This is a genomic window from Salmonella sp. SAL04202 (assembly GCF_046550775.1).
Taxonomy (GTDB): domain Bacteria; phylum Pseudomonadota; class Gammaproteobacteria; order Enterobacterales; family Enterobacteriaceae; genus Salmonella; species Salmonella enterica.
Genome location: NZ_JBGDXK010000003.1, coordinates 383,096 through 395,999, shown reverse-complemented (window position 1 = coordinate 395,999; position 12,904 = coordinate 383,096). Strand labels below are relative to the sequence as shown.

At 55.6% G+C, this 12,904-nt stretch carries 11 protein-coding genes; all 11 read right to left on the bottom strand.

Going from position 1 to position 12,904, the window contains the following annotated elements; all coding sequences use genetic code 11:
- Positions 1-24 precede the first annotated feature (24 nt).
- The 11 genes from murG to cra all read right to left on the bottom strand — a co-directional run bounded on the left by murG (position 25) and on the right by cra (position 12,712).
- Entirely contained in the window at positions 25-1,092 is a 1,068-nt protein-coding gene (gene murG / locus ACLJQJ_RS15630) for an undecaprenyldiphospho-muramoylpentapeptide beta-N-acetylglucosaminyltransferase (protein ID WP_063808753.1), read from the bottom strand.
- Positions 1,089-2,333, bottom strand: a complete 1,245-nt coding sequence (gene ftsW, locus ACLJQJ_RS15625) for a cell division protein FtsW (protein ID WP_001239803.1) — start codon at positions 2,331-2,333, stop codon at positions 1,089-1,091. Before ftsW ends, murG begins: the two co-directional genes overlap by 4 nt.
- The gene (gene murD / locus ACLJQJ_RS15620) at positions 2,333-3,649 is read right to left on the bottom strand and encodes a UDP-N-acetylmuramoyl-L-alanine--D-glutamate ligase (RefSeq protein WP_000796445.1); all 1,317 of its coding nucleotides are present in this window, start codon (positions 3,647-3,649) and stop codon (positions 2,333-2,335) included. Before murD ends, ftsW begins: the two co-directional genes overlap by 1 nt.
- Before the next feature lie 2 nt (positions 3,650-3,651).
- Positions 3,652-4,734, bottom strand: a complete 1,083-nt coding sequence (mraY, locus tag ACLJQJ_RS15615) for a phospho-N-acetylmuramoyl-pentapeptide-transferase (protein WP_000964138.1) — start codon at positions 4,732-4,734, stop codon at positions 3,652-3,654.
- Positions 4,728-6,086, bottom strand: coding sequence for a UDP-N-acetylmuramoyl-tripeptide--D-alanyl-D-alanine ligase (gene murF / locus ACLJQJ_RS15610; protein ID WP_000626636.1), 1,359 nt, complete (start codon positions 6,084-6,086; stop codon positions 4,728-4,730). Before murF ends, mraY begins: the two co-directional genes overlap by 7 nt.
- A complete protein-coding gene (gene murE, locus ACLJQJ_RS15605) occupies positions 6,083-7,570 on the bottom strand; it encodes a UDP-N-acetylmuramoyl-L-alanyl-D-glutamate--2,6-diaminopimelate ligase (protein WP_000775072.1) in 1,488 nt (495 codons plus the stop codon). Before murE ends, murF begins: the two co-directional genes overlap by 4 nt.
- Positions 7,557-9,323 (bottom strand): peptidoglycan glycosyltransferase FtsI, encoded by a 1,767-nt coding sequence (ftsI, locus tag ACLJQJ_RS15600; protein ID WP_000642235.1) that lies wholly within the window; start codon positions 9,321-9,323, stop codon positions 7,557-7,559. The genes murE and ftsI overlap by 14 nt, the downstream gene beginning before the upstream one ends.
- Positions 9,324-9,338: 15 nt before the next feature.
- Complete coding sequence (gene ftsL / locus ACLJQJ_RS15595) at positions 9,339-9,704, bottom strand: cell division protein FtsL (protein ID WP_000625651.1); 366 nt, start codon at positions 9,702-9,704, stop codon at positions 9,339-9,341.
- Complete coding sequence (gene rsmH, locus ACLJQJ_RS15590; RefSeq protein ID WP_000970444.1) at positions 9,701-10,642, bottom strand: 16S rRNA (cytosine(1402)-N(4))-methyltransferase RsmH; 942 nt, start codon at positions 10,640-10,642, stop codon at positions 9,701-9,703. Before rsmH ends, ftsL begins: the two co-directional genes overlap by 4 nt.
- Position 10,643: 1 nt before the next feature.
- Positions 10,644-11,102 carry a division/cell wall cluster transcriptional repressor MraZ gene (gene mraZ, locus ACLJQJ_RS15585; protein ID WP_063808752.1) on the bottom strand — a complete coding sequence of 153 codons (459 nt, stop codon included), beginning with the start codon at positions 11,100-11,102 and terminating at the stop codon, positions 10,644-10,646.
- Positions 11,103-11,707: 605 nt separating this feature from the next.
- Positions 11,708-12,712 carry a catabolite repressor/activator gene (gene cra / locus ACLJQJ_RS15580; RefSeq protein WP_000762406.1) on the bottom strand — a complete coding sequence of 335 codons (1,005 nt, stop codon included), beginning with the start codon at positions 12,710-12,712 and terminating at the stop codon, positions 11,708-11,710.
- Positions 12,713-12,904 lie beyond the last annotated feature (192 nt).

Here is a 12,904-nt window from a genome sequence, read left to right as displayed (position 1 = left end):
CGATGCAAAAGGCACCGCCACAAATTATGTCCGGGCAACCCGGCTGACTTCACTGGCGACGCGCTCGGTAGCATCCGGAATGGATACCGCGCGGGCACGCTCCGCCATGGTTAACAACGCCTCGCGCGACCACCCCGCCAGGGTGTCGGCGACAGCCTCTACAGTAAACTGCGGCTGCTCAAAAATCTTAGCTGCGCCGGCGTTTTCTAACGGCAGCGCATTCCAGTACTGCTGCCTGTCTTTATGCTGAAACGGCACAAATATCGCCGGTAATCCGGCGGCGGCGATCTCGCTCACCGTTAAAGCGCCGGAACGACATACCACCACATCCGCCCACGCATAGGCGGCGGCCATGTCATCGATAAATTCCGTTACCTTATGCTGCGGTTGTCCCGCCCCGGCATATGCCTGCTCTACCGTGAGCTGCGCGCCTTTTCCGCTTTGATGCCAGATTGTAACCGTATCGCCCAGTCTGGCGGCAACCTGCGGCATCGTCTGGTTCAGGACTCGCGCCCCCTGAGAACCGCCGACCACCAACACGCGAATCGGGCCGTCACGACCGGCCAGACGCACCTGCGGCAACGGCAACGCCAGTACGTCGGTACGCACCGGGTTACCCACCACTTCCGCGTTCGAAAACGCACCGGGAAACGCCTGCATCACCGTGGTCGCGATTTTGGCCAGCCACTGATTGGTCAGCCCGGCGATACCGTTTTGCTCATGCAAAACGACCGGAATACCCAATGACCAGGCGGCAAGACCGCCGGGGCCGGAAACATAACCGCCCATTCCCAGCACGACATCCGGCTTAAACCGCTTCATGATCGCCCGAGCCTGCCGCCAGGCGTTAAAAATCCGCAGCGGCGCCGCCAGAAGCGCTTTTACGCCTTTACCGCGCAGACCGGAGATCCGAATAAAGTCAATGTCGATGCCATGCTTCGGCACTAAATCCGCTTCCATACGATCGGCGGTACCCAGCCAGCGAACCTGCCAGCCCTGGGCCATTAAATGATGCGCAACGGCCAGTCCCGGGAACACGTGCCCGCCGGTACCGCCCGCCATCACCATTAACCGCTTCGGTTGACCACTCATCGAGAACCTCGTGTAAACGCCTGCGCTTTTTCCAGACGCGTTTCATAATCAATACGTAATAAAAACATAATGGCCGTCGACATAATCAACAGACTCGACCCGCCATAACTGATCAGCGGCAGCGTAAGACCTTTGGTCGGCAGCATCCCCGCGGCCGCGCCAACGTTTACCAGCGCCTGAAAACTAAACCAGATACCGATAGAACACGCTAAAAATCCGGAAAAACGGTGGTCAATCTCCAATGCCTTACGGCCAATCGACATCGCGCGAAAAGCGACGAAGAATACCATTAAAAGCGCCAATACCACACCGATATAACCCAGTTCTTCCCCAATAATGGCGAAGATGAAATCGGTGTGCGCCTCCGGCAAATACTCCAGTTTCTGCACCGAATTCCCCAGCCCTTGCCCCCATATCTCACCGCGACCAAAAGCCATCAGCGACTGCGTCAGCTGATAACCGCTGCCGAACGGATCTTCCCAGGGGTTCCAGAACGAGGTAACGCGGCGAATACGATACGGTTCGGCGAGGATTAACAGAATCACCGCCGAGATGCCCATCCCGATAATGGCGATGAACTGCCATAATTTCGCCCCGGCGAGAAACAGCATCGCCAGCGTGGTGACAAACAGTACGACCACCGTCCCGAGGTCAGGCTGCGCCAGCAGTAACACCGCCAGCACCAGAATCACGCCCATTGGTTTTAAAAAGCCGCGCAGGTTATTTCGCACCTCATCAACCTTACGCACCAGATAGTTCGCGAGGTAGCAGAACAGCGACAGCTTGGTAAACTCCGCAGGCTGAATACGCAGCGGCCCCAGCGCAATCCAGCGCGACGCCCCGTTAACCGAGCTCCCGACGACCAGCACGATAAGCAGCATAATGATCGACGCAATCAGCATCGTCGTGCTGTATTTTTGCCAGAAGGTCATGGGCAAACGTAGCGTGACCATCGCCAGACAAAATGCCAGGAAGATATAGAGCGCATCACGTTTGGCAAACAAAAACGGATCGTTCGCCAGGCGCTGCCCGACTGGCATGGAGGCCGACGTCACCATGACAAAACCAATCGCCGCCAGCCCGAAGGTCAGCCATAGCAGCGTGCGGTCATACATGATCAGACTGTCGGCGTCTTTATCGCGCGAAGCCATCACCCAGCCTTTAAGCGCCGCAAACAGCCAGGCCAGGAGGCCAAAGCCTGGTACGCGCGGCATTCTCAGACGGGGGAGAGATAAACGCATCAACCTAACTCCTTCGCCAGACGGGTAAAGACATCGCCCCGTTGCTCAAAATTTTTAAACTGATCGAGGCTGGCACAGGCGGGCGACAGCAGCACCATATCACCCGGCTGAACGCGCGGCGCCAGCAAACGCATCGCCTCTTCCATCGTCTCAGTCTGTTGGGCGATTTCCGGACGCAGTGCGGCAAGCTGCGCGCCATCGCGCCCAAAGCAATACAGGCGGATACGATCGCCGGTCAGATAGCGTGTCAGCGGAGAAAAGTCTGCCGACTTACCGTCGCCGCCCAGCAGCAGATGCAGCGTACCGTCCACATGCAAACCGTTTAGCGCCGCTTCGGTACTGCCGACGTTGGTCGCTTTCGAGTCGTTGATCCAACGTACGCCGTTATGCTCCAACGCCAGCTGGAAGCGATGCGCCAGACCGGTAAATGTCGTCAACGCCTTCAAACTGCTGGCGCGCGGCAGACCTACGGCATCCGCCAGCGCCAGCGCCGCTAACGCATTGGTATAGTTATGCTGCCCGGAAAGCTTCATCTCTTTCACGTTCAGCACCTTCTCGCCTTTGACTCGCAGCCAGGTTTCGCCCTGCTGACGATTAAGGTGATAATCACCCATATTGACGCCAAAGCTGACGCAGCGTTCATCGGCCCCGCGTACCGGCATCGTCAACGCGTCATCGGCATTCACCACGCACACTTTCGCCTTCTCGTAGACGCGCAGTTTCGCCGCCCGGTACTGTTGCAAACCAAACGGATACCGGTCCATATGATCTTCAGTGACGTTGAGCACCGTTGCCGCCGCCGCTTGCAAACTTGAGGTAGTTTCCAGTTGGAAACTGGATAATTCCAGCACGTACAATTCGCGATCGGCATCCAGCAGCATCAGCGCCGGAAGACCGATATTGCCGCCAACGCCGACATTGACGCCCGCCGCTTTCGCCATCTCGCCCACTAAGGTGGTCACGGTGCTTTTGCCGTTCGAGCCGGTGATGGCCACAATCGGCGCCTGCGCTTCGCGGCAAAACAGTTCGATATCGCCGACAATTTCTACTCCAGCGCTGGCGGCAGCGCTAAGAGAGGGATGCGCCAGAGCAATACCAGGGCTGGCGACGATTAAATCCGCCGCTAAGAGCCACTCGTCGTTCAGGCCGCCAACGTGACGCTCAACCTCTTGCGGCAGCTTATCCAGACCCGGCGGCGTCACGCGAGTATCCATCACCCGCGGCGTCACGCCGCGGGCGAGAAAAAAGTCCACGCAAGAGAGTCCGGTTAAGCCCAGACCAATAATGACGACGTTTTTGTCCTGGTAATCAGCCATGATTAACGTACCTTCAGCGTTGCCAGGCCAATCAGCACCAGCATCAGCGAAATAATCCAGAAGCGCACAATCACGCGCGGTTCCGGCCAGCCTTTCAGTTCATAGTGGTGATGGATAGGCGCCATACGGAAAATACGCTGTCCGCGTAGTTTAAAGGAACCCACCTGCAGGATGACCGACAGAGTTTCCACCACAAAGACGCCGCCCATGATCACCAGCAGGAACTCCTGACGCAGCAGCACGGCGATAATGCCCAACGCGCCGCCCAACGCCAGCGATCCGACATCGCCCATAAAAACCTGCGCCGGATAGGTGTTAAACCACAAGAATCCTAATCCCGCGCCGACAATCGCCGTACAGACAATCACCAGCTCGCCCGCATGGCGTAAATACGGAATATGCAGGTAATTGGCGAAGTTCATGTTCCCGGTCGCCCAGGCCACCAGCGCAAAGCCGGCGGCAACGAAAACAGTCGGCATAATCGCCAGACCATCAAGCCCGTCGGTCAGGTTTACGGCGTTACCCGTACCGACGATGACAAAGTAGGACAGCAGAATGTAAAACAGCCCCAATTGCGGCATAACATCTTTAAAGAACGGCACCACCAGTTGGGTCGCGGGCGTGTCTTTCCCGACGAGATAAAGCGCAAAGGCCACGCCGAGCGCGATAACCGACATCCAGAAATATTTCCAGCGCGCAATCAGCCCTTTGGTATCTTTCCGCACCACTTTGCGGTAGTCATCGACAAAACCGATAATGCCGTAGCCAATCAATACCACCAGCACGCACCAGACGTACGGGTTAGACGGGTAAGCCCATAACAGAACGGAAATCACAATCGCCGTCAGGATCATGATGCCGCCCATCGTCGGCGTACCGCGTTTACTGAAGTGCGATTCCGGGCCATCGTTACGTACCACCTGGCCAAAAGAGAGTTTTTGCAGACGAGCGATCATACGCGGGCCCATCCATAAAGAGATGAACAGCGCGGTCAACAGGCTGACGATGGCGCGAAACGTCAGATAAGAAAAGACGTTAAAGCCGGAATAATATTTGACCAAATGCTCGGCCAGCCAAACTAACATGAACCTTTCTCCTGTAACGCATGAACCACATCTTCCATCGCGGCGCTGCGTGATCCTTTCACTAAAATAGTCATCATCGGTTGCTCCTGAAGCAGAGCGTGTAAACGCGCAATGAGCGCGGCTTTATCGGCAAAATGTTCGCCGACGCCGCTGGCGTGGCTGATAGCCTGACTGAGTTTTCCGGTGCTTAACACGCGATCAATACCCGCCGCTTTTGCGGCCTCGCCAACCTGGATGTGGCACGCTTCGCTTTCTGCGCCCAGCTCGGCCATATCGCCTACCACCAGCACGCGGTAGCCGGGCATTTCAGAAAGGACCTGCACTGCGGCGGTCATCGAACCGACGTTGGCGTTATAAGCGTCATCCAGTACCAGTTGGTTTTCACTTAGCTGAATCGGGAACAGACGCCCGGGTACAGCTTTTAACGCCGCCAGCCCTGCTTTAATCGCCGTCAGCGTCGCCCCCACCGCCATTGATAAAGCAGCGGCCGCCAGCGCGTTGGCAATATTGTGCCGCCCCGGCAACGGCAGCAGCACATCAATGCTGCCCATCGGCGTTTGCAGGGTAAATTCGGTACCGTGTGACGTCACGTGGATATTCGCAGCGGTAAAGTCGCTGTTTGCCGCATTCGGCGAAAAGCGCCACACCTGACGATCGCCAATAATGCTTTGCCAGTTCAGCCAGTCATTATTATCGGCATTCATAATCGCGATACCGTTTTCAGGCAAACCGGTATAGATTTCGCCTTTCGCTTTCGCCACGCCGGCCAGCGAGCCGAAACCTTCCAGATGCGCCGCCGCCAGGTTATTGACCAGCGCCGCTTCCGGGCGCGTCAGGCTAACGGTCCAGGCGATTTCTCCCTGGTGATTAGCGCCTAACTCGATTACCGCATAGTCATAATCATGGTTTAAGCGCAGCAGCGTTATCGGCACGCCGATGTCGTTGTTAAAATTGCCTGCGGTATACAGAGTATTTCCGCACTGGCTAAGAATCGCGGCGGTCATCTCTTTGACCGAGGTTTTGCCGGACGAACCGGTTAACGCCACCACCCGCGCCGGTACCTGCATACGTACCCAGGCGGCCAGTTGGCCAAATGCCTGACGCGTGTCTTTTACAATCACCTGCGGAAGATCGATATCCAGAGGACGACTGACCAGCAGGGCGCCAGCGCCGTTCGCTTTTGCTTTATCAGCAAAATCATGCGCATCAAAGCGTTCCCCTTTCAGCGCCACGAACAGGCATCCCGGCGTCACTTTCCGTGTGTCGGTAATGACCGTATCGAGCGTGAGATCCGCCCCGCGGTGTTCGGCGCCAAGGACATCGGCAATTTTGCTGAGCGTTACGCTAATCATGCGATCACCCCCAGCAAACGCGCTGCGGTCACGCGGTCTGAATAATCAAGACGCTGCGTGCCGACAATCTGGTAATCCTCGTGCCCTTTACCTGCAATCAGCACGACGTCATTGTCTTTTGCCTGCATAATGGCATTGGTTACCGCCTCAGCGCGGCCTTCCATTACCCTGACCTGCCCGGCGTCCAGCATTCCGGCCAGAATATCGTTGATAATGGCGCGCGGCTCCTCGGTACGCGGGTTATCGTCAGTCACCACGACGATATCCGCGAATTCTTCGGCAATGGCCCCCATGAGTGGGCGCTTACCTTTGTCACGATCCCCGCCACAGCCAAAGACGCACCACAATTTTCCGGCGCAATGCAGACGCGCCGCCTGCAACGCTTTTTCCAGCGCATCCGGCGTGTGCGCGTAATCCACCACCACCGTCGGTTTGCCTGGCGCAGTGAACACTTCCATACGCCCGCAAACCGGCTGCAAACGCGCGGCGGTTTTCAGCAAATCCGTTAACGGATAGCCCAGCGCCAGCAGCGTCGCCAATGCCAGCAGTAAGTTGCTGACGTTAAACGCGCCCATCAGGCAGCTTTCGATTTCGCCTTCACCCCAGCTTGAAGCAAAACGAATCGTCGCTCCGCGGTCGTGGTACTCCACCGCCTCCGCTTTCAGCCAACGACCGTGACAGTTAGGGTTGATATGCCCTTCCATTGAAACCGCGACCGCATCGGGTAGCGACGCCAGCCAGCGGCGTCCAACTTCATCATCGGCGTTGACGATTGCCTGACCGTGATGGTGGGTGGAATAAAGCATCCATTTTGCCGCCTCGTAATGCGCCATATCGCCATGATAGTCGAGATGGTCGCGGCTCAAATTAGTAAACACGGAGGCGGCAAATTTCAGCGCCGCCACGCGATGCTGCACCAGGCCGTGAGAAGAGACTTCCATCGCGCCGAAGGTCGCGCCCTGCGCAACCAGACTGGCCAGCACATGCTGAACATCCACTGCGGAACCGGTTGTGTTCTCCGTCGGGATCACTTTACCCAACAGTCCGTTACCTACCGTCCCCATCACTGCGCTGGTTTCGCCGAGCAACTGGCTCCACTGCGCCAGTAGTTGGGTGGTGGTGGTCTTGCCATTGGTGCCGGTCACCGCCACCAGACGCATGTTTTCAGATGGCTCATGGTAAAAGCGGCCCGCCAGCGCAGATAAACGCTCATTGAGCTGGCTGAGATAGACGACTGGTACGCCGTGCATTTCGCGAATCTCACCGTCGCTCGCCTCGTCTTTCGCCTCTGCAATAATGGCAGCTACGCCTTGCGCTATCGCCTGCGGGATATATCGACGCCCGTCCGCCTGATGACCCACCACTGCCACAAAGAGATCGCCCGCCGCAGCCACACGGCTGTCGAGCGTCATCTCTCGCAGTTCTCGCGCGGGTAGTCCAGCCACCCACGGAGCAAGAAGGTCGCGCAAATTACGATCTGCCACCTGTTCCCTCGCCTTGATTAATTACGAATTCATTTTTTTCGCCCGTTGCCAGCGCGTCCGGTTCGATGTTCATGGTGCGCAGAACGCCGCCCATGATGGCACCAAATACCGGCGCGGAAACGGCGCCGCCGTAGTATTTACCCGCCTGCGGATCGTTGATGACAACCACCAGCGCGAAGCGCGGCTGACTCGCAGGCGCGACGCCTGCGGTGTAAGCAATGTATTTGTTGATGTAGCGACCGTCCGGCCCCACTTTTTTCGCCGTACCGGTTTTAATCGCGATACGGTAGCCTTTAATTGCCGCCTTCACGCCGCCGCCGCCCGGTAGCGCTACACTTTCCATCATATGCACCACGGTGCGTACGGTGGATTCAGGGAAGATGCGTTCGCCGGGTACAGGCGGATCAACTTTGGTAATCGACAGCGGGCGATAAATGCCATAGCTGCCGATCGTTGCATAGACTCGCGCTAACTGTAACGGCGTTACCATTAGCCCGTAGCCGAAAGAGAAGGTGGCCCTCTCTATGTCGGACCACCGTTGTTTTTGAGGATATAAGCCACTGCGTTCTCCGACCAACCCCAAATTGGTCGCCTTTCCTAGCCCAAAACGTGAGTAAGTATCTACTAACGCTGAGGACGGCATCGCTAACGCCAGTTTGGATACACCGACGTTACTCGACTTCTGTAGAACCCCGGTCAGGGTTAATTCGCTGTAGCGCGCCACGTCTTTAATTTCGTGGCCGTTAATTCGGTATGGAACGGTATTCAACACCGTATTTTCGTTGACGATACCGCGCTGAAGCGCAGTCATCACCACCATCGGCTTAACCGTAGAACCCGGTTCAAACACGTCGGTGATGGTACGGTTACGCATCGCGTCTTTCGGCGTACCGGCAAGGTTGTTGGGGTTATAGGAAGGGCTATTCGCCATCGCCAGTACTTCACCGGTATTGACATCGACCAGCACCGCGCTACCGGATTCCGCCTTGTTAAACGCCACCGCGTTGTTCAGTTCGCGGTAAACCAGCGCCTGTAAGCGTTCATCAATGCTTAACGCCAGGTTGTGCGCTGCCTGACTGTCAGTGGAGGAGATATCCTCAATCACGCGACCATAGCGGTCTTTACGCACGATTCGCTCGCCAGGCTGACCGGTAAGCCACTTATCAAAGCTCTTTTCAACGCCTTCAATCCCCTGACTGTCGACGTTGGTAAAACCGATGAGGTGAGCGGTTACTTCTCCTGACGGGTAGTAGCGGCGGGATTCTTCACGCAAATGAATGCCCGGCAGTTTGAGTTTTTTGATGTAGTCCGCCATGTCAGGATTTACCTGGCGCGCCAGATAAATAAAACGCCCTTTCGGGTTGGCGTTGATACGGGCGGAGAGCTGATCGAGCGGAATATTGAGCGCAGTAGAAAGCGCTTTCCAGCGATCGCCAACGCTGATGCCGCCGGCGTCATGAACTTCTTTCGGGTCGGCCCAGATCGCCTTAACCGGTACGCTGACCGCCAGTGGACGCCCGGAACGGTCGGTAATCATACCGCGTGAGGTGGAGACTTCCTGAACACGCAGCGAACGCATATCGCCCTGACGCACCAGCATATCCGGGGCGATAATCTGTAGCCACGCCGCGCGTCCAAGTAAAAAAACCAGCGCCAGTAAAATACAGCCGCACAGCAACGCAAAACGCCAACTGATGAAGTTGGTCTGTTCTTCCTGGCGCTTCGATTTTTGCGTTTTTGCCGCTGCTTTCATGCGTCGCGTTTATCCTTATTTTTGCACTACGATATTTTCTTGGGACGGATCAACATGCTGCATTTGCAGCTTTTCCGTTGCGATCCGCTCCACCCGGCTGTGATCGCCGAGCGCATTTTCTTCAAGGATCAGGTTGCGCCATTCAATGTCCAATGCATCGCGCTCCAGAACCAATTGTTCACGCTGCGCGGTGAGTAAACGAGTATGGTGCGCCGTCGTGACCACCGTCACCGCCGTTAAAATGATGCAAATGAACAAGCAGAGTGGCAGCTTCCCGAACCGCAAAAGATCGTCACCGATCACGCCAGGCAAGGCATGGCGCTCGTTGCTTCCTATCGATCCCTTCACTTTGCTTAGGGCTTCTGTCACTCTGCTGATCATGCGTTCGTCCTCTCTGCGATACGCAGAACTGAACTACGGGCCCGAGGATTTTCAGCTACCTCTTTTTCACCCGGCATCAACTTGCCTAACGCTCGTAACTCACGACCGCCCAGTTTTTTGAGCTGCGCTTCCGTCATCGGTAATCCCGCCGGCACCTGCGGACCGCGGCTTTGCTCACGCATAAAGCGTTTCACAATACGGTCTTCCAGCGAGTGGAAACTGATGATTGAAAGCCGCCCGCCTGGGGCCAGTACGCTGAGCGAGCTTTTTAGCGCCTGCTCTATCTCCTCCAGTTCACTGTTTACCCAGATGCGCACCGCCTGGAAGGTACGGGTCGCGGGATGTTTGAATTTGTCTTTTACCGGGGTCGCCGCCGCAACCACTTCCGCCAGCTCTTTGGTGCGGGTCATCGGCTGTTCGCGATTGCGCTCAACAATGGCGCGAGCAATACGTTTGGCAAAACGCTCCTCGCCGAATGTTTTCAGCACCCAGGCGATATCCGCCTCCTCCGCCGTTTGTAACCACTCGGCGGCAGACTGGCCGCGCGTCGGGTCCATTCGCATATCCAGCGGACCGTCGCGCATAAATGAAAAACCGCGCTCCGCATCGTCAAGCTGCGGAGAAGAGACGCCAAGATCGAGAAGGATCCCGTCAATCTTGCCGGTAAGCTCGCGCTCGGCTACATAATCAGCCAGCGCGGAAAAAGGTCCATGAATGATGGAGAAGCGAGGATCATTAATGGTCTGCGCAACGGCGATCGCCTGCGGATCGCGATCGATCGCCAGCAAGCGCCCCTCTTCGCCCAGTTGCGAGAGGATCAGGCGCGAGTGGCCGCCGCGACCAAATGTGCCATCAATATAGATACCATCCGGACGAATATTCAGCCCATTAACGGCTTCATCCAACAGTACCGTAGTGTGTTTAAAATTTTCCATCATCTTATAGAGACAAGTCCTGCAGCCGCTCCGATAACGTTTCGGTAGCTGACTGTTCAGCGTCGATATCTTCCTTGACCTGTTGATACCAGGTCGTTTCATCCCACAGCTCAAATTTGTTGAACTGTCCAACCAGCATCACTTCTTTCGTCAGTCCGGCATGTTGCCGCAGAACTGGCGCGATCAGTAATCGACCTGCACCATCCATCTGACATTCGCTGGCATGGCCCAACAGTAAACGCTGTACGCGACGTTCTACCGGGTTCATGCTCGACAGACGAGATAACTTTTGCTCAATAATTTCCCATTCAGGCAGGGGGTAAAGCAGCAGGCATGGGTGATGGATGTCAATGGTACATACCATTTGACCGGTAGTGCTCTCGATCAGTTGCTCCCGATAACGGGTCGGCACGGTCAGGCGCCCTTTACTGTCGAGATTGACTAACGTTGCCCCCCGGAACATGCCAGTCTCACCCCTTCTTACCACTTTATCCCACAAATTCCCACTCGAAGGAGTTTACGGAGCGGAGGAAAAGCTTGTCAAGCAAGTCACAACGCTTACCTAAGTAAAAAAGCCAATGTTTACGGCGAATATCTGCGTTGATTAATTTCCACCCAGCGTGCAAGTCAAATTAACGTTATGAATATTTGTAAGAAAAAAACCAAAGACCCACCGCCGTTTAAAACGGACTCAATATAATCCGAGAAAAATATAAAGTGTCAGTTTGCGACGCGAGCGGCATTTTAGGACATATTGCACCGTGTTAACAGTGCCTGTTTAACGTGTGCGGCGCCTGCTATACCAGCGCCTACGAGCGACTGTCGCGCCAAAGACAAAAAGTGGCTGTTAATTCGACGATTTCTTGCCTGCTTGTAACAAAACAAGACAAAGGAAAAGACTCGTTACGTCTTAATTAGTGGAATATGGACGATTTCGGACAAAAGAAAGGTAATAAAAAAGAATTTTCGGATAATTTTAAGGAATAATCTTAATTATTTGAGGGATATTTTTACTGATACGCATTTGTTTGACGGCGGCAGAAGAGAGAGTCTTTCACCGCCGGTCCTTTAGCTACGGCTCAGAATGCCGCGACGATACAGGTTTCGCCGAATACGCGTTAAGCCGGGTTTCGGTTTACGCGGTTCATCAAGACTTGCCAGCACAATCTCCAGCACGCGTTCCGCGACATCACGATGACGCTGCGCCACCGCCAGCACCGGGCATTGCAGAAAATCCAGCAGCTCATGATCGCCGAAGGTCGCAATCGCCAAATCCGAGGGCAGTTTTCCATCGCGCCGCAGCGTAACGTCCATCACGCCCTGTAATAGCGCGAACGATGTCGTAAAGAGCGCCTGCGGCATAGGATGCGTTTCCAGCCATTTCTCAAACAACTGCGCGGCGGCTTCGCGCTCATAGCTGTTGGCATATAAGAAATTCACCTCCCGCGGATCGTCTTTCCATGCGGTGCGGAACCCCTGCTCGCGCAGGAAACTGACGGACAACTCCGGCAGCGCGCCCAAATAAAGCACCGTTTCCGCCGGGAATTTACGCAGCTCTTCCGCCAACATCTCGGCATCATCCTGATCGGCGCCGACCACGCTGGTGAAATGTTCGCGATCCAGCGCGCGGTCGAGCGCGACGATGGGGAACGGATCGTTGGCCCAGCGCTGATAGAAGGGATGCTCCGGCGGTAACGAAGTTGAAACAATGATTGCATCCACCTGGCGTTGCAAAAGGTGCTCAATGCAGCGCATTTCGTTATCCGGCTGATCTTCAGAACAGGCGATCAGCAGTTGGTAGCCACGCTGGCGTGCCTGGCGCTCAAGATAGTTTGCGATACGGGTGTAGCTCGTGTTTTCAAGGTCCGGGATCACCAGACCAATGGAACGTGTGCGTCCAGCACGCAGCCCGGCAGCCACAGCGTTAGGATGGTAATTGTGCTCACGCACTACCGCCATGACTTTTTCTACGGTTTTGTCGCTCACGCGGTATTGCTTTGCTTTACCGTTTATAACGTAGCTTGCAGTTGTGCGCGAGACACCGGCCAGCCGAGCGATTTCATCCAGTTTCACAATTGCCCCTTGTGTAAATTGTACAAACCATAACCTTTATGTCGGCATGGGTTAAAATCGTTAACATCTAAGCGCAGTTTGATCACTCCGGCAACCGCTTTTATTCCGGGTTACCACGGATTTCGCAAAAAAAAGCCCAACCGGTGATATTGGGTTGGGCGATAATTCCTGTTGGCTGATATCCGGCAAACC